We start from the raw sequence: 18981 nt of genomic DNA on the forward strand, positions 1-18981 counted from the left end.
AATCCTCTACTCCAGTCCTGCAGCGCGCCGTTCCTGCCAAGCCCAGAAGGTGCCGACGGCGAGGCTACCAATAACGCCGTACGCGCCCAGATTAACCACCGCGATATACGACCAGGCTGGGGGGCGCACATCCATCAATGGGATAACCAGCCCCATGAGTACGAGCAGTTGAAATCCCATTGCCCATACAGGCCAGCTGCGGGTGCTTTTCCAACTCAACCCGATCAGAGAAAGCAAAACTACAACGTCGAGTAGTGCAATGACGGGTTGCCACCGAAAGAGATCGCTTTCGTTCTGGACCAGCATCGAAGCTAGCCACGCGACGAGATAAACGCCCGAGAAGGCGCGTTCCGGCTCTTCGCCTTTGATCATGGCAAAAGCCAGGGCTGCGATCATGAAAACCGCACCGATTTGCGTGTAGAGGGTGTCAAACACCAAATCGCCCCCGAAACCATCGTCCGGGGGCGATAATGCTCTGAATTCGCCTCAACCGATACGGTTGAGGCGGTTTCTTACAGCGAATTAAGCAACGCGAAGATCGGGCGTCGCGCGCCAAGGGCCCTCAACGGGGCGGGTCATGTCGTCGGGCTTGTCCAGCGGTCCGGCGGCGTAGACGCCCCAGCCCATGCGACGGTGATCCTTGGCCAGTTCCTGGTGGGCGGCGACGATGGCTTCGCGCGCCTGACCGAGGGTGGCGATGGCTTCCATGGCCTTGGCCTGGGCCTGGGCGCCGGCGACGGCCGACACGCTCAGCTCCGCGCGGCTGGCGATCATGGTCTGTACCAGGCCGCTGGCCTGGGCGATGGCGGCGTCGAGCGCCTGTTCGGTGGCGTAGAGCTCACTGGCGACGCCGTTAACGATTTCAGCCTTGTACACGTCCAAACCCTCCACTGTGGTTAGCCAAGTGTTAACACAGTTCAGCGCCCGAGGGTAGAGCGTTTACTTTTCATTCACCATGTTTTCGTGGATCCGCCCGGAACCGTTCATCGGCGGCCTGTCCTCCGGCTTGTCCATGGGGCCGGCGGCCAGCGTCTCCAGCCCCATGCGTCGGGCCAGGGCGGCCAGGGTCCGGTGTCCCCCCCCGAGCCGTGCGCGAGCCTGGGTCAGCGCCATCATGCAGGCCGCCAGGTCATCGAACGCCGCCTGTCCCGTCAGGCCGGACACGCCGGCGCGCATCCGCGCTTCGGGCAGGGCGGCCGCAAGGGTTGCGACGTCGATCAGCGCGTGGTCCAGCGCCATTTCGGCGGCATGGATTTTCCGGCTCAGATCCTGGCCGACGGCTTCTGCGTGCATGGTTCCACCCTCGCCCGAGAGCGGAAGCAAACCACGCCAGAGGCGCAACCTGCAACAATGCTCGTTTTAGTTGTCGAGCAGGAAGTGGGCGGTCAGGGTGGCGATGGGCTGGCGGCGTTCGTCCTGCCAGGCTTCGACGGTCACCGTGGCGACCCGTCGTCCGGCCTTGCTGACATGGGCGCGGGCAAAGGTGTCCACCGGCTTGCCGGACCTCAGATAGGCAACGGTCACATTGATGGGCCGGGGCTGTCGCGCCCGCGGGTGCAGCAGCGCCAGCTGCGCTGTGGCTGTCAGCTCCAGCAGGGCTGCGGTCGATCCCCCGTGCAGAGCCGGCAGCATCGGGTTGCCGATCAGGTGATCCGAGAACGGCATCACCACCGTCAGCTCGTCGCCGGACTGCAGCGACCTCAGGCCCAGGAAGCGGGCGTAGGGGATGCGCTCCAGATCGAAGATGGCCGGCGCGCTCATGTCGGCCCCCCCGGGCGCGAGACATTGGCGCCGACGCCCCGCTCCCCGTCAGAGTTGATGATGTAGGCGGCCTGCGCCGCCGCGACGGGATCGTCCGGATCGCTCTCGTAGGCGAAGGCGCGCACAAAGCCGATGGAATGGGTCAGGCGATAGCATCGGGACCGGGCCAGAAGATCACGGCCCGGCTCGGCCGCCCGCATGTAGTCCACGCGCAGGTCCAGCGTGGCGATGGGCCGGAATTCGCCGAGCGCCACCCACACCGCAAGGCCGCCCACGTGATCCAGCATGGTGGTGACGAGACCGCCGGCCAGAACACCCGCAACCGGATCCCCCACCAGTTCGTCGCGATAGGGCGCGCGCAGGGTGACGGATTCGCCGTCCAGCGCCTCGTACTGAAACCCCAGCGCATGGGTGTGCGCGGCGCCGGAGGCCAGCTGGGGCAACAAGGATTCGATGGGAACGGCCATGGGCGTGTCCTAGTCCATCAGACCAGGGCGAGAAAGGCGCCTATCCCGTGCGACGCGTGTCGTCGCGCGTCGCCTGGGTCTCCGCCTCGGCCACCGCGGCGTTGATCGCCATGCGGAGGCGTTCGGGTTTGATCGGCTTTTCAACCACCGAAGCCATGCCCAGGGCCACGTACTTGCGGGCGTCGTCCGGGTCGGCGTTGGCGGTCAGGGCGATGATAGGCGTGCGTGAAACCGGTCCGTCCAGCGCCCGGATGGCGACCGTGGCGGCCATGCCGTCCATGCGCGGCATCTTGATGTCCATCAGGATCAGGTCGAAGCGGGTGGCCTGGACGGCCTCCAGCGCTTCCAGACCGTCCTCGGCCGTCTCGGAGGTGCAGCCGAACATTTCGCACAGGGCCTGGGCCACCACGCGGTTGGTGGCGTTGTCGTCGACGATCAGCACGTGAGGCTGGCTTTGGAGCGACAGGCCGTCGATCTCGGACACGTTGGAGTCCGCCTCGATCTCGATCACGGCCTGGGGCGCGCACAGGTCGAAGGCGAGGGTGACGCCCTTGCCCTGGTTCCGCTCGGCCCAGATGTGCCCGTTCATGGCGTGGACGATGTGGCGGCAGATCGACAGCCCGAGCCCGATGCCGCCCGGCGCCGAGCCCGTGTCGGCGGCCTTGATGAAGGTGGCGAACAGATCCTCTTCGCTCAGACCCGCCAGGGCCGAGCCGCTGTCCCGGACCCGAGCTTCGATGACCACCGAACCACTGGCGGCGCGGGCCTTCAGGCTGGCTTCCACCAGCCCGCCTCGCGAGAATTTCAGAGCGTTGCCGATCAGATTGTCGAACACCTGCTTGAGGCGTCGGCCGTCGAGATCACCCGCCAGCTCGGTGTCGCCATCATAGCCCACCATGAGCTGCACGCCCTGGGCCAGGGCGCGGGGCTCCCATTCGCTCTGGATCGCATCCATCAAGTCGCGAAGCACAGTCGCGCCTGGCTCCAGCACCAATTCGCCCGCCTCGGCGTGGCTCAGGTCCATGGCGTTCTGAAGCACGCGCAGCATGGTCTCGGTTGAGTCCACGATGGTCTGCACATGGGCCTGGGCGTTGGGGGCCAGCGGCTGGCGCTGCAACAGTTCGCCTACAGCGAGCACGCCGTTCAGGGGCATGCGCAGATCATGGCTCAGGGCGTTGAGGAAGTCGCAGCGCCCGCGCGCCACGGCCAGGGCCCGTTCCTGTTCCTCGGCGCGCGCCTCTTCCTGTTCGGCCAGGGCGCGAATGCGGCGCTCCTTGCCGGCATTGGCGGCGCGCAGCAGCGCCACGGCTGTGCCGACGCCCCAGTAGGCGCCGTTGCGGGTCACAAGGAACCCCCGCAGCAGCGCGCCCGGGCCGCTGTTCAGGATGGGTCCGGCGAAGGCCTCGATGTGAACCCCGGCTTCCACAATGGCGGGTTCCGGATCCATGAACACGTCGACGGTCCGGTTGGCGTAACGGGCGTGGCCGTGATCGCCGGCGTACTTCAGCAGGAAGGCGTCGCGCTCGATCAGGCCGACCGGGCGTCCATCGTCGACCACGGGTATGACCAGGGTGTCGGGCTCCGCCTGGAACCGCGCATACACCTCTTGCCCGAGGGTCGTGAGGCCGGCCGGGTTGATCCGTTCGGCAATGGACTCAATCGTCGGCATACGGCCGAGAACTCCCTGTTACCGACAGACATTGCATCGGCATGTTTTGCGGAAGGGTTAAGCCTCATGCAGTGCGAAAAATACCCCGCAAAATCATGTGCCTGTCAGTTCACACACGTCCTGATCCAGGCCGCGAACGTTTCCGACGACCCTGCCGATGATACCGGTAGCATCAGCACGCAGGGATTATCGTAGGGGTGCAAGGCGGCAATCCGGTCCATCAGGGCGGCCGCGGCGCCCCTGCGGTGGTCTCGAACAGGGCCGGCGCTTCGGCGCTATCTTCCACCGCATCCTCCCAGCGATAGATCGACCGCATGGGGCTCCCGGGATGTTGACGCAGGCGCACAGCCGTTCGCCCACCAGAATCTGGCCCGCTGACGCCGCGCTTTCCGCATCGGGCCATGTGGTGTAAAGCACCGCCACTTCGTCTTTCATCACTGGACTCCCTTGCATGCGCGCGGCCCCCGGGCCGACCGCAGATTTGTCATGAGCGCTTCCTCGATCAACCCTTCGTCCTCCGCCCTGGTTCTGTTCTCGGGCGGGCAGGACAGCGCCACGTGCCTGGCTTGGGCGCTGGACCGGTTCGCGCGGGTCGAGACCGTGGGCTTCGACTATGGCCAGCGCCACGCGGTGGAGATGCAGGCGCGGCTCAGGGTGCGCGACGGCATGGCCCGCGTCCTGCCCGGGGTCGCGGACCGCCTGGGCCCGGACCATGTGGTGGACATCACCGGCTTCGGGCGCATCGCCGACAGCGCCCTGACCAGCGACCGGGCCATCGAGATGGACGCGCGCGGCCTGCCCACCACCTTCGTGCCGGGCCGCAATCTGGTGTTTCTGACCTACGCCGCCGCCCTGGCCGACCGGCGCGGGCTCGACGTGCTGGTGGGCGGCATGTGCGAGACGGACTATTCCGGCTATCCCGACTGTCGACGCGAGACCATGGACGCCATGCAGCAGGCCCTGTCGCTGGGCCTGGACAAGCCGGTCCCCATCGAAACGCCCCTGATGCACCTGACCAAGGGCGAGACCTGGGCCCTGGCCCACGATCTGGGCGGCGACCCTCTGGTCTCCCTGATCATCGAGGACAGCCACACCTGCTATCTTGGCGATCGCGACCACCGGCACCCGTGGGGCTACGGCTGCGGAACCTGCCCCGCGTGCGAACTGCGCGCGGCCGGCCATGACCAGTGGGCGGCGGGCGCGTGACCTACACCGTCAAGGAAATCTTCCTCACCGTTCAGGGCGAGGGCGGCCAGGCCGGCCGTCCCGCCGTGTTCCTGCGCTTTTCCGGCTGCAACCTGTGGAGCGGGCGCGAACAGGATCGGGCCACGGCCGTCTGCTCGTTCTGCGACACCGATTTCGTCGGCGTCGGCCCCGACGGCGGCAAGTTCGCCTCGGCCGAGGCTCTGGCCGACCGCGTGGCGTCCCTGTGGCGGGGCGGGGAGGGCGGCCCCCGTCTGGTGGTCTGCACCGGGGGCGAACCCCTGCTGCAGCTGGACCCGCCCCTGATCGCCGCCCTGCACGCCCGCGGCTTCGAGATCGCGGTGGAGACCAACGGCACCATCGTCGCACCGGACGGCCTCGACTGGATCTGCGTCAGCCCCAAGGCCGACGCCCCCGTCCTGCAGACCACCGGCCAGGAGCTGAAACTGGTCTACCCCCAGGCGCTGGCCCGGCCGGAACAGTTCGCCGACATGGCCTTCGAACGCTTCTGGCTGCAGCCCATGGACGGCCCGGACACCGGGGCCAATACGGCGGCGGCCATGGACTACTGCCTGCAACATCCCAAATGGCGCCTCAGCGTCCAGACCCACAAATACATCGGCGTGCGTTGACCCTGACATGACCCAGCCCGTTTTCGAGATCACCAAGGCCGCGACCTTCGACGCGGCGCACCACTTCCCCAACGAGCCGGAGGGCAGCCCCTACCGGCGCATCCACGGCCACTCGTTCCAGGTGGAGGTGTCGATCCGCTCGGACCGGCTGGATGGCAACGGCTGGGTCGCAGACCTGAACGCGCTGGACGCGGCGCTCAAGGCCGCCGCCGGCGAGCTGGACCACGGCATGCTGAACGAGCACGAGGGCCTGGAGGTCCCCTCCCTCGAACACCTGTGCCTGTGGTTCGTCCAGCGCCTGACCCCCGAATGGCCCGGCCTGTCGCGCGTGGTGGTCAGCCGCCCGACCATCCACGAGCGCTGCGCGCTGGAGCTTTAGGGCCGCAATCGGAACGCGGACCCCAGTCCCGGCTCCCCGTCACAGACGACCACCCCGCGCCGGACCAGATCGATCAGGTGCGCCAGCACCGACAGGGACGCCGCCGGCCACAGGCGCGCGTCCACCGCCGCATACAGAGCCGGGACCATCTCGCTGATGGTCCGGTCCCCCGCTTCAAGCCGCGCCAGGATCTGGACCTCGCGCTCCAGCCGGTGCGCCTTGTAAGCCGTCAGGAACGGCGCAACGTCGGTCACCGGAGCCCCGTGGGTGGGCCAAAGCGTATCGAACCCCCGCGCCGTCACCCGCTCCAGGCTTTCCATATAGGCGCCCATGTCCCCGTCGGGCGGCGCCACCACGCTGGTGGCCCAGCCCATCACATGGTCGCCGCTGAACAGGGCGTTCTCCTCGATCAGGGCGAAGGCCAGATGGTTCGACGCATGCCCCGGCGTCACCAGCGTCTCCAGCGTCCAGTCCGGCCCCGCGATCCGGTCGCCGTCGTTCAGGATCACGTCCGGCCGGAACGTCTGGTCCTCGGCCTCGTCCAGCGCCCCCGAGGCGTGGGTCTCGCGCGCCGGCGGCCGCGCCGCCAGCACCAGCGCGCCCACTGCATCGGCGAACGGCCGGGCCAGCGGCGCATGGTCCCGGTGCGTGTGGGTGACCAGCACATGGCTGACCGTCTCGCCCTCCACCGCCGCCAGCAGCGCGGCCAGATGCGCCCCGTCGTTCGGCCCCGGGTCGATCACCGCCACCGTCCCGTCGCCCACGATGTAGGTGCCGGTCCCCGTGAAGGTGAACGGCCCCGGATTGTTGGCTGTCACCCGGCGGATGCGCGGCGAGACGCGGCGGCAGAAGCCGTATTCCGGATCGAAGTCTTTGACGAAGGGGATCATGGGGCCTCCATTCGAACGGCGCGGACCTTGCGGTCAAGGCGGTCTGACCCGCCCGGAGACGCCGCAATGGCCCGAACCCTCGCCCTGGACGCCCTCATTACTGTCTCAAATCGGCTCCAGCCCCTGTTCGCCGCCGTCCTGTGTCTCATGGCGGCGCAACTGGTCGCCGCCTCCTGCACCCCCGAGCCGACCGCCCCCTACGCCGCCCGGGCGGCCGTGATCCGCTAGAGCGGCAGGCCGGACAGGTCGAAGCCGGCGCGGGCCGCCGCCGCCCGCGCGTCCTCGGGCGTCAGGGCCCCGACAGTCACTCTTGAAGCGGCCCAGGCGGCGGCCGACCGAAGCCCCGAGCGGCAGAAAACCAGCACGGCTGCGTCATCCGCCAGCACGGCCGTCGTGGCCTGCACGGCGTCGGCGTCGGGCCGGCCGGCTATGGGGATCCAAGCATAGTCCAGCCCCGCGTCGCGCGCCCACCCGGCCACCACGTCGCTGGCGGGCTGTCCGGGGTCCTCATGATCAGGCCGGTTGTTGACGATCCGGGTCACGCCAAGCCCGACCGCGGCATCCAGATCTTGCGGCGTGACGGCTCCTGCCACCCATGTGCGGTCATCCAGACGGCGAAGACTCATTGCTCGCGTCGCACGCGGACGCCGCGGGTCCCGTCGATCGACATCAGATAGCTGCCGACGGCCGCACGACGAATCCGCACCTCGACGCCCTCGCGGTTGCGGAACAGGACCCGGCCGTTGTCGATCTGGCGCCAGACGGACCCGTCGGCCAGGGTGAACAGCCATTTCCGGTCGGGCCCGCTTCTGGCGTGGGCGAGAGTGGTGTTCACACCCTCAATGTCCGGTTCGCCCCCGGCGCGCCTGAATCCGGCCAGTGAGGGCAGGTTGAATCCGAACGCCTGACGTCGTGTTTCCTCAATCCGCGCGCTGTCGACGATGACGATCTCGCCCTGACGCTCGGCTTCATCCAGGGCCTGCGCGGCCTGATCATAGCAGGTCAGCCGACTGGCGGGGTCCGCCACCTGCCGGCAGACGGCGAGCCGTTCGAGGAGGGGGGCCCGGTCCTGGGCCCGGGCGTCGGGCGCCATCCCCAGCGCGCACAGCACGGCCAGGCTCGTCGCCCAGAGGGTTGTTTTCGTCATCGCTTTCCACCGGTCTCCATCATCGTATGCCCCAAAACTTAGCACGAGCCGCGCCCGCCCGAACCAATTTCCACCGTGGCGGAACCGTGGCGGGAATGCGACACATGGGCGACGACCGGGTGACAGGTTCGTAATTTCATTGACGCGAGAGGGCCCGCAACTGATCGTTCAAACAACCTGCGAGTCCCAAAAGGACCGGCAGGGAGCTACGCACATTTATCACGGGGGCGAGCATCAGCGACTATCGACTGGTGCGACGCCGGCCTCAGGAGGGTGACCCTTTGAATATCCAGAACACTCGCGAACGACTTCTCGCGTCGACCATTATCGGGGGCGTCGCGGCGCTTGCGATGACTGCGGTCGCCGCTCCGGCCGTTGCTCAGGACGCGACGACCGTCGATGAAGTCGTCGTCACGGGATCGCGCATCGCCCGCCAGGACTTCGTCTCGTCCAGCCCGATCGTGACGGTCGACGCCGAGGACTTCCAGGCGACCGGCTCGGTGACCATCGACTCGCTGCTGAACGACATGCCGCAGTTCGTGCCGTCGATTAACTTCACCTCCAACAACCCCTCGAACGGCGGTCAGGCGAACCTGAACCTGCGCGGTCTGGGCACCACCCGCACCCTGGTGCTGGTCAACGGCCGCCGTCTGGTGCCGTCGAACTCCTCGGGCGTGGTTGACGTCAACATCATCCCCACGGCCCTGATCCAGAACATCGAAGTGATCTCGGGCGGCGCCTCGGCCGCCTACGGCGGCGACGCCCTGGCCGGCGTGGCCAACTTCATCCTGAACGAGAACTTCGAAGGCATCCAGTTCGACGCCCAGTACGGCATCACGGACCGGAACGACGGTGAGACCCAGAGCTATTCGGTCACCATCGGCGGCAACTTCGACGGCGGCCGCGGCAACGCGGTTCTGTCGGTCGGCCGGTCGGTTCGCGGCGAGATCTACAACGTCGACCGCGAGTTCTCGCGGGTTTCCGGTCCCTCCGGCGCCTCGCCCCTCGGCTCGACCACCTTCGACGCCAACAACCGTCCCGACCAGGCCGTGGTTGACGCCTACTTCGGCGAAACGGGCGTGCCGCTGACCGGCGCCTTCGGTTACAACAACAACGGCTCCATCTTCACCTACCTGGGCACCCGCAACTTCCAGAGCCCGGGCGGCATCGATTACGAGGGCTTCGTCACCCCCGGCGGCGACTGGGCCTACAACACCGGCCCGCTGAACTACATGGCGCTGCCGCTGGACCGCTGGAACGCCTATGCGTCGGGCCGTTACGAGCTGACCGACTCCGTCGAGGCCTACGCCAGCGCCCTGTTCACCCAGTATGAAGCCGCCAACGAACTGGCCGCCACGCCGGCCGCCGGCGCGGTTCCGGCCACCGGCTTCCGCGTGCCGGTGGACAACCCCTTCATCCCGGCCGATCTGGCCGCGCTGCTGGCCTCGCGTCCCACGCCGACGTCTTCGTTCGCCCTCGACAAGCGCTTCACCGAAGTGGGCGGCCGTCGTGGTTCCGAGAACTACAACGTCTTCCAGCTGACCACCGGCCTGCGCGGCGCCCTGCCGATCAGCGACTGGACCTGGGACGCCTACATGTCCTACGGCCACGTGGATCAGGTGACCACCCAGACCGGCAACGTCTCCCGGTCCGCCGTCCAGCGCCTGCTGGATGCGGCTGACGGCGGCGCCTCGCTCTGCGAAGGCGGCTTCAACCCCTTCGGCGAGTCCAACCTGTCGCAGTCGTGCATCAACTACATCGCGCGCAGCAGCATCAACACCTCGACCACCGAACAGACCATCGCGGAAGCCGTGGTTCAGGGTCGCCTGTTCGAGCTGCCTGCCGGTGACGCCCGCTTCGCCCTGGGTGCGCAGTATCGTCAGGACAACTACGTGTTCACGCCCGACGCCTCGCTGCGTCAGCAGAACGTCGTGACCCCGCACATCAACCCGCGCACGGGTCTGGCGGACGGCGGCAACGTCGGTGGTTCGGAAATCGCCGGCTTCAACCCCAGCAACGCGCTGCAGGGCGACACCAACTCCGTCGAACTGTTCACCGAGCTGCTGATCCCGGTCCTGTCCGACCTGCCGTTCATCCAGCAACTGGATGTGAACCTGGGCTTCCGCTACGCCGACTACAGCACGGCCGGCGGCACCAACTCCTACAAGGCTGAAGTCGACTGGGCCATCGTTGACGGCCTGCGTGTGCGGGGCGGCATCCAGCGCGCCGTTCGCGCACCGTCCATCGGCGAACTGTTCGCGCCGCTGGGCACCAGCTTCCCGGCCATCGGCGCGCCGTCGGCCACGGGCATCCAGGGCGATCCCTGCGATATCCGCAGCTCGTACCGCACCGGACCGAACGCCGCCCAGGTTGTTGCGCTCTGCAACGCCCAGGCGTCGGCCGCCGCTGCTCCGGACTACCAGTTCACCAACAACCAGGTCCCTGGTCTGGTGGGTGGTAACCCGAACCTGACGGAAGAAACCGCGGACTCCTGGACCCTGGGCGTGGTTTACCAGCCTAACATCAGCGCCCCGCTGTTCTCGCGCATCTCGGCCTCGCTCGACTACTACAGCATCGAGATCGAGGACGTGATCGGCACCGTCGGCGCCGCCTCGGCGCTGCAGGGCTGCTTCAACGCGCAAGGTCAGAACCCGACCTACGATCCGAACAACGCCTTCTGTTCGCTGTTCTCGCGTGACCCGCTCTCGGGCAACGTGAACAACTCCCTGGGTCTGAACCAGAACCAGGCGACGCTGGCCACCTCCGGCATCGACGCGCAGATCGACTGGGCGTTCGACATGATGGACGCCGGCCTGTCCGACCTGGGCTCGCTGAGCTTCAGCCTCGTCGTCGGCTGGCTGGAAAGCCGCGAAAGCGCCGTCATCGCCGGTGGTCCGATCATCGAGCGTGTCGGCACCATCGACAGCGTGTTCGGCAACACCTTCCCCGAGTGGAAGGTGCTGACCTCGGCCAACTGGCAGAACGGTCCCTTCGGTGTCGGCGTTCGCTGGCGTCGGGTGGGTGAACTGACCCAGTTCGGCACCGACAACGTGCTGGAGCCGGTGCACTACTTCGACCTGACTGGCTCCTGGGAGATCAACGACACCGTGTCGATGCGCCTCGGGGTCAACAACGTGACCGACGAACAGCCCCTGACCTTCTCTCCGGGCGTTCAGGCGAACACCGACCCGTCGACCTACGACGTGCTCGGCCGCCGCTACTTCGTCGGCCTGACCGCTCGCTTCTAGGTCGGACGACAATACGGAATGGGGCGGCGGACCTTCGGGCCCGCCGCCCTTTTTCGTTGGCGCATCAGATTTATGCCGCCCCAGAAAAACCACCTGGGCCGTTCATGCGTTAGGGTCGACGGCTCGCGCGCTCCGCGCCGTGCCGCCACGCCCTACGCCATTCAGGAAGACGCATGACCGCTCTGCTCGCCTTCATCGCCGCCCTCGCCGTCCAGCCCGCAAATGACGGCCCCATCCGCACCGGCGGCTCCGCCGGCGAGAGCGCCCAGGCCGTGCGGGTCCGCGAGGCGATCGCCTATTCCCACGCCCTGCCGCCCGGCGCCCCGACCGACGACTACGCCCTGACCGCCTGGTGCGACGCCCTGGTCACGGGCCATGTGCGCCTGGGTGAGAGCCTGACCGATCCCTCGGATCTGGATCAGGAGATCATGCGTCTGGGTCGGCTCGAGGCCGCTGACTTCCAGGCCGGTCTGAACGCCGCCCGTGACCGCCAGTCGCCCGGGACCCTGGCCGCCGCCGAGGCCGCCGCCGCCGAACGCACCGCCCTGTGGGACGCGGCCATCGCCCGCGATGAGGAATCCTCGCGCAGTGAGGTGTTCGGCCTGTTCTTCGGCCTGCCGGGTCGCTGCGAGCACGCCGCTCGCCGCCTGCGTGACAACGTCACCACCCCGCCGGCCACCCCCGAAGAGGTCGGTCTGGAGTAGGGCGCCCGCCACGAACACGGTCGGCCAACCCGGCTTTCTGCGTGGCCGAGCCCTTCTGAAGCAAGGGTTCACGCCCCGGGGTGCGCCTTTTTCCGCTCGCTGGTTCCACCGGCCCTATAATGGCGGCCGGACCACGAGCGGGCAGGGGCGATTTCAACAATTCAACAATTCAGACACTGTTTTTTTCGGACCGCGTTAGACTCTGTTGCACTCCAATTGCACTGTTTTTGCGGTTCGGAGTCTCACGCCCACCCCGCCCGATCGGGCCTGTATCCGGCTGGCCATGTCCCTGCGCCCCCTCTTCGTCACCCAGGTCTATGAGGCGTCCCTGGCCGATACGCCCGGCTTTGAGGCGCTGAACGACGGCTTGCTCGAGCTGATCGCCATGCTGGCGTCAGAGGACACGGCCGGCCGCGCCTGGTGTCGCACCCATGGTTATCGCGGATACACGTCATACGGGTCTCTGAACGACCTGCCGCGGCGCTTTCCCGAGTTCGCGGAGCTCAAGCGCCACCTTGATCGTCACGCCACCGCCTACGGAAAGGCGCTGAATTTTGACCTTGCCCGCAAGCCGCGGCTCGACAACCTGTGGGTGAATGTCCTCAAACCCGGCGGTGGCCACTCCGGCCACATCCACCCCCACGCCTTTCTGTCCGGCACCATCTATGTCTCGGTCCCCGACGGCGCCGCCGCCCTGAAGCTGGAGGACCCGCGCCTGCCCATGATGATGGCCCGCCCCGCCGTCCACGCCGGCGCGCCCGAGGCCGAGCGGCCCTTCGTCTATCTGGCCCCCGCGCCGGGCACGGTGCTGATGTGGGAAAGCTGGCTCCGCCACGAGGTCCCGCCCAACGGGGCCAGATCCGAGCGGGTCTCCATCAGCTTCAACTACGCCTGAGGCCATATTTCGGTCCCGTCGCCTCGCCATCTGTACGGCCAGGCTTGAAGGGGCGTTTGATGCTGAGACGAGGGTTGATCCTGGCCGGGCTGCTGACTGTGGCGCTGTCGGCCTGCGGCGAGACGGCGACAAGCGCGGAACAGCCCACGACCCGGCCGCCCCCGTCAGCGACCGCCCAGCGCGGGCAGGGGAGCCCCTACGAAATCCTCGGCAGCCAGGTCTGGGACGTGCCCGACCCGGTGTCCGGCCGCGACTATCAGGTCTTCGTCGCCCTGCCGCCCGGCTATGACGCCGACCCGAACCGCCGCTACCCGGTGCTCTATGTCACCGACGCGGACTACGCCTTCCCGATCCTGCGCCAGATCGCCCGCCGCGTGAATCTGGACGGCCCCAGGATCGAGGAGTTCATCCTCGTCGGCCTCTCCTACGCGGTCGGGGAAGGCGGCGCCGCCAGCCGCACCCGCGACTACACCCCCGTCGCCATCAATGACCGAACCGGCGGCGGCGCGGCCTACCAGACCTACCTGAAGACCCAGGTGCTGCCCTTCATCGAGGACCGCTTCCGGGCCGACCCGGCGCGCCGGATCCTGCTGGGCCATTCCTACGGCGGCCTGTTGGGCGCGCAGATCATGTTCACCGAGCCCGGGCTGTTCGACGGCTATATCCTGGGCAGCCCGTCCTTCTGGTTCGGCGATCACGCCATGATGCGGACCGAAGCCGACTACGCCCGCGCCCACACGGCCCTGCCGGCCCGGGTCCACATGTATGTCGGGGCGTACGAGGCGCCGGGCGGGGGCCGCAACAACCGCTACGACATGGTCGGCGACAACGCCCGCTTCGAGGCGCGGCTCCGGTCCCGCAACTATGCGGGACTGACCCTGTCCAGCGAGGTCCTGAACGACGAGGACCATCTGACCGTGGCTCCCCGCGGCTTCACCCACGGCCTGCTGGCCCTGCTCCCGGCCCGGGACTGACGCCGCTGCGTTTGCCTAAAGCCCGCGCAATCGCTACATCCCGCGCAACCTCCCCATACGAACGCAAGCAAGGGCGCACCGCACCTCATGGCGCAGCAATACATCTTCCAGATGCAGGGCCTGACCAAGACCTTTCCTGGCGGCAAGAAGATCTTCGAGAACATCTGGCTCAGCTTCTACAACGACGCCAAGATCGGCGTGGTGGGGGTCAACGGCTCCGGTAAATCGACCCTGCTGAAGATCATGGCCGGTCTCGACACCGAGTTCTCGGGCGAGGCCAGGGCCGCCGACGGCATCAAGCGCGGCTATCTGGAGCAGGAGCCGCACCTGAACCCCGAGCTGAACGTGCGCCAGAACGTCGAGGCCTGGTGCGAGGAGAAGCAGTGGGTCGAGCGCTTCAACGGCATCGCCGCCGAGATGGCCGAGGACTACTCCGACGCGCTGATGGAGGAGATGACGGCGCTGCAGGAGAAGATCGACGCCGCCGACGTCTGGGACATCGACAGCCGCATCGAGATGGCCATGGACGCCCTGCGCTGTCCGCCCGACGACTGGGAGGTCACCAACCTGTCCGGCGGTGAGAAGCGCCGCGTGGCGCTGGCCCGCCTGCTGCTGTCAAAGCCCGACATGCTGCTGCTCGACGAACCCACCAACCACCTGGACGCCGAGTCCGTGGCCTGGCTGCAGCACCACCTGGAGAACTTCCCCGGCTGCGTCATCCTGGTGACCCACGACCGCTACTTCCTCGACCTCGTCACCAAGTGGACGCTGGAGCTGGACCGCGGCAAGGGCCACCCCCACGAAGGCAACTACTCCAGCTGGCTCGAGGCCAAGCAGAAGCGGGTGGTTCAGGAGAACTCCGAATCCGAGGCCCGCCAGCGCGCTCTGACCCGCGAACTGGAATGGGTCCGGTCGGGCGCCAAGGCCCGTCAGGCCAAGTCCAAGGCCCGTCTGGCCGCCTATGAGCGCATGGTCGAGGAGCAGGAAAGCGCCCGCGGGGCCCAGACCCACGCCCATATCCAGATCCCGCCCGGCCCGCGTCTGGGCAATGTGGTGCTGGAGGTCGAGGGCCTGCAGAAGTCGTATGGCGACAAGCTGCTGTTCGACAACCTGACCTTCAAGCTGCCGCCCAACGGCATCGTCGGCGTCATCGGCCCCAACGGCGCCGGCAAGTCGACCATGTTCAAGCTGATCACCGGCCAGGAGCAGCCCGACGGCGGTTCCATCAAGGTCGGCGAGACCGTCAAGCTGGCCTATGTGGACCAGTCGCGCGACGACCTGAAGCCGGACGAGACCATCTGGCAGGCCATCTCTGGCGGCACCGACGTGATGATGGTCGGCAAGCGCGAGATCAACACCCGCGCGTATGTGGGCAGCTTCAACTTCAAGGGCGGCGACCAGCAGAAGAAGGTCGGCCAGCTGTCAGGCGGTGAGCGCAACCGCGTGCACCTGGCCAAGACCCTGGCGTCCGGCGGCAACCTGATCCTGCTCGACGAACCGACCAACGATCTGGACATCGAGACCCTGCAGAACCTGGAAGAGGCGCTGGAGCAGTTCGCCGGCTGCGCCGTGGTCATCTCCCACGACCGCTGGTTCCTGGACCGTCTGGCTACCCACATCCTGGCCTTCGAGGGCGACAGCCACGTGGAATGGTTCGAGGGCAATTTCGAAGCCTACGAAGAGGACAAGAAGCGCCGCCTCGGCGCCGACAGCCTCATCCCCCACCGCATCAAGTTCCAGAAGTTCGGGCGGTAGGCCGACGCACGGCTGGTCGGTTGCCGATCAGTCGTGCATCAGCCGCAGAAGCTGGCCCGACGGCAGGACGGCTTCATAGGCGCCGGGCCCCGTGCGCGACAGAAAAAGGCGCGTCCGGCCCTGTGCGTCCACCATGGTGATTCCATCGGACGCCGGCCGCCAGGCGCGGATCCACTCCAGCGCGTCGCTCAATGCGCAACCGGGCGCCAGGGTCAGGGCCCAGGCGTCCGCCGCCGGGCGCGGCATGGCGACAAGCGTGGCCGACAGGCTGACGAGGCACCCGCCGCCGCTCCAGTCCAGTCGCCAATGTCCCGCCAGATCCTCCGCCGGAGGCAGGACGGGGGTGGACACGCTCATGACCGACATCTCCATGGAGGGGGGCAGGATCCCGGCGCTTGCCATGAAGCCCGACAAGATCGCGCAGCGGGTCAGGAGGATCATCACAACTTCCTGGTGTCGGCGAAAGAGGGTTGTCGGTGTCGGAGTCCCCTCTAAGGTCCACCATACAGTTGAGTGGAGTGAAGCGCCATGTGCGGCATCTGCGGTCTGGGGTACTTCGTGCGCCATGAACAGGACTGGCCGGCCGCGGAGGAGCCGCTCCACAACAATGCCGAGTACCGCGGCGGCGGGCCTTTCGCGGGCAAACTCTCCTTCACAATCGAAGGCGCCGCAGGGACCATCGCCAGGGCCGGGCTGATCTGGGGCGCGGGCCCGGGCGCCGTGGTGACCTTCGCTTTCCGCGACACGGCGCCGTCATCCATGCCGGAAGAAACCGCGGGGTTTTCGCGTTTCAACAACACCCAGATCCAGCAGACTCTCCTTGCTCTCCAGAGTTGGTCGGACGTGGCGAACATCGTCTTTGAGCGTGTCGGGGCGGGGTATTCCGACACCGCGACCATCCTGTTCGGGAACTATTCGTCAGGTATGGACGGCGCTGCGGCCTTTGCAACGCTCCCCGGCAATGCAGCCGCCAGCGCCACGAACGGGGATGTCTGGATCAACAGCTCCCTCTCCTACAATTCGTCGCCGGCTTACCTGAACTATGGCCGCCACACGCTTGCCCATGAAATCGGCCATGCGATCGGTCTGCTGCATCCAGGCGACTACAACGCCAGCGATGACGACAGGCCCACCTATGCGGATGCCGATTACATCGAGGACACGCGCCAGTTCAGCATCATGAGCTACTGGAATGAGGCCCTTACGGGCGCGTCCTTCATGGGCTCGAATGCCGCGGCGCCCCTGCTGGACGACATCGCCGCGATCCAGCTGATCTATGGCGCCAACATGAGCACCCGCACCGGAGACACGGTCTACGGATTCAACTCGAACACAGGGCGGGATTTCTACACCGCCACCGACGCCGGATCGCCCCTGATCTTCGCCGTTTGGGATGCGGCGGGTTACGACACCCTGGATTTTTCGGGCTACTCGCAGTCGCAGGTCATCGACCTGCGCCAGGGTCACTTCTCCAGTGTGGGCGGTCTGACCGGGAACGTGGCGATCGCAAAGGGGGCGGTGATTGAGCGGGCGATCGGGGGATCGGGCAACGACGTCATGTTCGCCGCCTCGACTCCCGTCGCGGTGGCGGTGGCGGATCTGGTCAAGGCGCAGGGGCAGGTGATCGCCAGCAGAGGAACGGCCTTCTCACTGGACGGCGGTTTCGGGCTGCAGTTCGACGCCGAGATCATTTCGTCGACCACGGTGCCGCATGCGACGGTTCAGGCCACCGGCAACGGCACCTATGAGTGGTACCGCTTCACGGCCGGCGCCAACGAGACGGTGACCATCGACATTGACGGCACCAGCGGGATCGACGCGGTGGTGCGCATCTATGACGCCGCCGGAAGGCCCCTGGCCCAGAACGACGACGGTCCGGTCGATGTGGGCAGCACCGTCCGGCAGGACTCGTTCCTCAGCTTCACCCTTCCCGCAGCGGGCGTCTATTACATCATCGTCGGAACCTACGCAGGGCCGGGTTCGGGCGGGTTCGTGGCCTACGATCCCATCCCCGCGGGCGCCAGCTATACGCTGAACGTCTCTCTCAGCGGGGCCGATGCACCGGTGAGCGGCTACCAGGGATCGCGGCTGGATGGCGGCGCCGGCAACGATGAGCTTTACGGCGGTATGGGCAACGACATCCTGGTGGGCGGCGCCGGCGCGGACCACATGGAGGGTGGCGCGGGGGACGACGTCTATTATGTCGACAGCCGTGGTGACACCGTCGTCGAGGTCGCCGGCGGCGGAACCGATACCGTCTACGCCCGTGTCAGTTATGACGCCCGCTTCACCCACGTGGAGAACCTGAGGGCCCAGGGCAACGCGACGCTCAATCTCATCGGCAACGATCTGAACAACATCATCGTCGGCAACAACGCGGCCAACATCATCAAGGGCCAGGGCGGCGACGATTACATGGAAGGGCTCGGCGGCAACGACACCTACTATGTGGACAGCCGCGGCGACGTAGTCGTGGAAGTCGCGGGCGGGGGTGTAGACACCGTATTCAGCACCGTCAGCTACGACGCCCGCTTCACCCATGTGGAGAACATCACGATCATCGGCGGGGCGACCGCCAACGTTGTGGCCAACGACCTCAACAACATCATCATCGGCAACAACGCGGCCAACATCATCAAGGGTGGCGGCGGCGACGACTACATGCAGGGGCTGGGCGGCGACGACGTCTATTACGTCGACAGCCGCGGCGACGTGGTGGTCGAGGTGGCCGGGGGCGGCGTAGACACGGTGTACACCACGGTCAGTTTTGACGCCCGCCAGACCCATGTGGAGAACATCACCATCCTGGGATCGGCCAACGCCAACGCCGTCGCCAACGACCTCAGAAACGTCATCAAGGGCAACAGTGCCGACAATATCATCATCGGCTACGGCGGTGCGGACTATCTGACCGGCGGGGCGGGATCGGACACCTTCCGGTACACGGACGTCTCGGATTCCAGCTACGCCAACTACGACCGGATCATGGACCTGAGCGATGATGATTTCATCGACCTGAGGGGGGTGGACGCCAACGCCAACGTCGCGGGGAACCAGGTCTTCACACAGGTGGACGCGTTCACCGGGCAGGCCGGGCAACTGATGCTGAGCTGGATTCCGGCCTCGGGTTTCACGGTGCTCGCCGCCGATGTCGACGGCGACGGTGTCGCGGATATGCGCATCGTGCTGTACGGGAACCATGCGGAGTTCGACAACTTCCTTGGTGTCACAGGCTGAGGGGGCTGAGCGCCTGATCA

The 18981-nt window shown here is 67.0% G+C and carries 21 protein-coding genes; 10 read left to right on the forward strand and 11 right to left on the reverse strand.

From position 1 onward, the window contains the following. Positions 1-6: 6 nt before the first annotated feature. From ACK4SE_RS01105 to cutA, 7 genes are all read right to left on the reverse strand, one after another. Positions 7-435 carry a hypothetical protein gene (locus ACK4SE_RS01105; RefSeq protein WP_409687491.1) on the reverse strand — a complete coding sequence of 143 codons (429 nt, stop codon included), beginning with the start codon at positions 433-435 and terminating at the stop codon, positions 7-9. A gap of 87 nt (positions 436-522) precedes the next feature. Next, positions 523-876 carry a hypothetical protein gene (locus ACK4SE_RS01110; protein WP_409687494.1) on the reverse strand — a complete coding sequence of 118 codons (354 nt, stop codon included), beginning with the start codon at positions 874-876 and terminating at the stop codon, positions 523-525. A gap of 63 nt (positions 877-939) precedes the next feature. Next, complete coding sequence (locus tag ACK4SE_RS01115; protein WP_409687497.1) at positions 940-1293, reverse strand: hypothetical protein; 354 nt, start codon at positions 1291-1293, stop codon at positions 940-942. 66 nt (positions 1294-1359) lie between these two features. Next, on the reverse strand, positions 1360-1761 hold the full coding sequence (locus ACK4SE_RS01120; protein ID WP_409687500.1) for a PaaI family thioesterase: 402 nt from the start codon (positions 1759-1761) through the stop codon (positions 1360-1362). Then, positions 1758-2228, reverse strand: coding sequence for a PaaI family thioesterase (locus ACK4SE_RS01125; RefSeq protein ID WP_409687503.1), 471 nt, complete (start codon positions 2226-2228; stop codon positions 1758-1760). The genes ACK4SE_RS01120 and ACK4SE_RS01125 overlap by 4 nt, the downstream gene beginning before the upstream one ends. A gap of 40 nt (positions 2229-2268) precedes the next feature. Continuing rightward, a complete protein-coding gene (locus ACK4SE_RS01130; RefSeq protein ID WP_409687506.1) occupies positions 2269-3897 on the reverse strand; it encodes a response regulator in 1629 nt (542 codons plus the stop codon). 104 nt (positions 3898-4001) lie between these two features. Then, positions 4002-4118, reverse strand: a complete 117-nt coding sequence (gene cutA, locus ACK4SE_RS01135) for a divalent cation tolerance protein CutA (RefSeq protein WP_409687508.1) — start codon at positions 4116-4118, stop codon at positions 4002-4004. Positions 4119-4383: 265 nt separating this feature from the next. Between cutA and queC the strand changes: the two genes are divergently transcribed. The 3 genes from queC to ACK4SE_RS01150 are packed head-to-tail and all read left to right on the forward strand — an operon-like array spanning position 4384 to position 6111. Further along, entirely contained in the window at positions 4384-5103 is a 720-nt protein-coding gene (gene queC, locus ACK4SE_RS01140; RefSeq protein ID WP_409687511.1) for a 7-cyano-7-deazaguanine synthase QueC, read from the forward strand. Then, complete coding sequence (queE, locus tag ACK4SE_RS01145) at positions 5100-5732, forward strand: 7-carboxy-7-deazaguanine synthase (RefSeq protein WP_409687514.1); 633 nt, start codon at positions 5100-5102, stop codon at positions 5730-5732. The genes queC and queE overlap by 4 nt, the downstream gene beginning before the upstream one ends. A gap of 7 nt (positions 5733-5739) precedes the next feature. Beyond that, positions 5740-6111 (forward strand): 6-carboxytetrahydropterin synthase, encoded by a 372-nt coding sequence (locus ACK4SE_RS01150; protein WP_409687517.1) that lies wholly within the window; start codon positions 5740-5742, stop codon positions 6109-6111. On the opposite strand, the gene ACK4SE_RS01155 is transcribed toward ACK4SE_RS01150, so the two are convergent. After that, the gene (locus ACK4SE_RS01155) at positions 6108-7001 is read right to left on the reverse strand and encodes an MBL fold metallo-hydrolase (protein WP_409687520.1); all 894 of its coding nucleotides are present in this window, start codon (positions 6999-7001) and stop codon (positions 6108-6110) included. The two genes, ACK4SE_RS01150 and ACK4SE_RS01155, sit on opposite strands and share 4 nt — an antisense overlap. A gap of 66 nt (positions 7002-7067) precedes the next feature. Here ACK4SE_RS01155 and ACK4SE_RS01160 point away from each other — a divergent pair, with 66 nt between their 5' ends. After that, entirely contained in the window at positions 7068-7229 is a 162-nt protein-coding gene (locus tag ACK4SE_RS01160; RefSeq protein ID WP_409687523.1) for a hypothetical protein, read from the forward strand. Here the strand turns inward: ACK4SE_RS01160 and ACK4SE_RS01165 are convergent. Further along, the gene (locus tag ACK4SE_RS01165; protein WP_409687526.1) at positions 7226-7627 is read right to left on the reverse strand and encodes a TIGR01244 family sulfur transferase; all 402 of its coding nucleotides are present in this window, start codon (positions 7625-7627) and stop codon (positions 7226-7228) included. The genes ACK4SE_RS01160 and ACK4SE_RS01165 overlap by 4 nt on opposite strands. Beyond that, a complete protein-coding gene (locus ACK4SE_RS01170) occupies positions 7624-8148 on the reverse strand; it encodes a hypothetical protein (RefSeq protein ID WP_409687529.1) in 525 nt (174 codons plus the stop codon). The genes ACK4SE_RS01165 and ACK4SE_RS01170 overlap by 4 nt, the downstream gene beginning before the upstream one ends. Positions 8149-8498: 350 nt before the next feature. Between ACK4SE_RS01170 and ACK4SE_RS01175 the strand changes: the two genes are divergently transcribed. The 5 genes from ACK4SE_RS01175 (at position 8499) to ettA (ending at position 15724) form a co-directional block, all read left to right on the forward strand. Continuing rightward, a complete protein-coding gene (locus ACK4SE_RS01175) occupies positions 8499-11396 on the forward strand; it encodes a TonB-dependent receptor domain-containing protein (RefSeq protein ID WP_409687532.1) in 2898 nt (965 codons plus the stop codon). A gap of 173 nt (positions 11397-11569) precedes the next feature. Then, on the forward strand, positions 11570-12100 hold the full coding sequence (locus tag ACK4SE_RS01180; RefSeq protein WP_409687535.1) for a hypothetical protein: 531 nt from the start codon (positions 11570-11572) through the stop codon (positions 12098-12100). A 283-nt stretch (positions 12101-12383) separates the two neighbouring features. Further along, on the forward strand, positions 12384-12995 hold the full coding sequence (locus ACK4SE_RS01185) for a TIGR02466 family protein (protein WP_409687538.1): 612 nt from the start codon (positions 12384-12386) through the stop codon (positions 12993-12995). A gap of 59 nt (positions 12996-13054) precedes the next feature. Next, positions 13055-13969, forward strand: coding sequence for an alpha/beta hydrolase (locus tag ACK4SE_RS01190; protein ID WP_409687540.1), 915 nt, complete (start codon positions 13055-13057; stop codon positions 13967-13969). Positions 13970-14056: 87 nt separating this feature from the next. Then, the gene (ettA, locus tag ACK4SE_RS01195) at positions 14057-15724 is read left to right on the forward strand and encodes an energy-dependent translational throttle protein EttA (RefSeq protein WP_409687543.1); all 1668 of its coding nucleotides are present in this window, start codon (positions 14057-14059) and stop codon (positions 15722-15724) included. A gap of 27 nt (positions 15725-15751) precedes the next feature. Here ettA and ACK4SE_RS01200 read toward each other — a convergent pair whose 3' ends face one another. Continuing rightward, the gene (locus ACK4SE_RS01200; protein ID WP_409687546.1) at positions 15752-16165 is read right to left on the reverse strand and encodes a protease inhibitor Inh/omp19 family protein; all 414 of its coding nucleotides are present in this window, start codon (positions 16163-16165) and stop codon (positions 15752-15754) included. 87 nt (positions 16166-16252) lie between these two features. On the opposite strand from ACK4SE_RS01200, the gene ACK4SE_RS01205 reads away from it, so the two are divergent. Next, positions 16253-18961 carry a M10 family metallopeptidase C-terminal domain-containing protein gene (locus tag ACK4SE_RS01205; RefSeq protein WP_409687549.1) on the forward strand — a complete coding sequence of 903 codons (2709 nt, stop codon included), beginning with the start codon at positions 16253-16255 and terminating at the stop codon, positions 18959-18961. Positions 18962-18981: the final 20 nt, after the last annotated feature.

Origin of the sequence: Brevundimonas sp. (genome assembly GCF_046293315.1) — a bacterium.
Classification (GTDB): Bacteria; Pseudomonadota; Alphaproteobacteria; order Caulobacterales; family Caulobacteraceae; genus Brevundimonas.

Coding starts and splice junctions, on each gene's coding strand:
- ACK4SE_RS01175 (WP_409687532.1), top strand. CDS start 8,499: ATGACTGCGGTCGCCGCTCCGGCCGTTGCTCAGGACGCGACGACCGTC.
- ACK4SE_RS01165 (WP_409687526.1), bottom strand. CDS start 7,627: ATGAGTCTTCGCCGTCTGGATGACCGCACATGGGTGGCAGGAGCCGTC.
- ACK4SE_RS01120 (WP_409687500.1), bottom strand. CDS start 1,761: ATGAGCGCGCCGGCCATCTTCGATCTGGAGCGCATCCCCTACGCCCGC.
- ACK4SE_RS01200 (WP_409687546.1), bottom strand. CDS start 16,165: ATGATCCTCCTGACCCGCTGCGCGATCTTGTCGGGCTTCATGGCAAGC.
- ACK4SE_RS01160 (WP_409687523.1), top strand. CDS start 7,068: ATGGCCCGAACCCTCGCCCTGGACGCCCTCATTACTGTCTCAAATCGG.
- ACK4SE_RS01205 (WP_409687549.1), top strand. CDS start 16,253: ATGTGCGGCATCTGCGGTCTGGGGTACTTCGTGCGCCATGAACAGGAC.
- ettA (WP_409687543.1), top strand. CDS start 14,057: ATGGCGCAGCAATACATCTTCCAGATGCAGGGCCTGACCAAGACCTTT.
- ACK4SE_RS01190 (WP_409687540.1), top strand. CDS start 13,055: ATGCTGAGACGAGGGTTGATCCTGGCCGGGCTGCTGACTGTGGCGCTG.
- ACK4SE_RS01155 (WP_409687520.1), bottom strand. CDS start 7,001: ATGATCCCCTTCGTCAAAGACTTCGATCCGGAATACGGCTTCTGCCGC.
- ACK4SE_RS01130 (WP_409687506.1), bottom strand. CDS start 3,897: ATGCCGACGATTGAGTCCATTGCCGAACGGATCAACCCGGCCGGCCTC.
- ACK4SE_RS01150 (WP_409687517.1), top strand. CDS start 5,740: ATGACCCAGCCCGTTTTCGAGATCACCAAGGCCGCGACCTTCGACGCG.
- ACK4SE_RS01125 (WP_409687503.1), bottom strand. CDS start 2,228: ATGGCCGTTCCCATCGAATCCTTGTTGCCCCAGCTGGCCTCCGGCGCC.
- ACK4SE_RS01115 (WP_409687497.1), bottom strand. CDS start 1,293: ATGCACGCAGAAGCCGTCGGCCAGGATCTGAGCCGGAAAATCCATGCC.
- ACK4SE_RS01180 (WP_409687535.1), top strand. CDS start 11,570: ATGACCGCTCTGCTCGCCTTCATCGCCGCCCTCGCCGTCCAGCCCGCA.
- ACK4SE_RS01185 (WP_409687538.1), top strand. CDS start 12,384: ATGTCCCTGCGCCCCCTCTTCGTCACCCAGGTCTATGAGGCGTCCCTG.
- cutA (WP_409687508.1), bottom strand. CDS start 4,118: ATGGACCGGATTGCCGCCTTGCACCCCTACGATAATCCCTGCGTGCTG.
- ACK4SE_RS01170 (WP_409687529.1), bottom strand. CDS start 8,148: ATGACGAAAACAACCCTCTGGGCGACGAGCCTGGCCGTGCTGTGCGCG.
- queC (WP_409687511.1), top strand. CDS start 4,384: ATGAGCGCTTCCTCGATCAACCCTTCGTCCTCCGCCCTGGTTCTGTTC.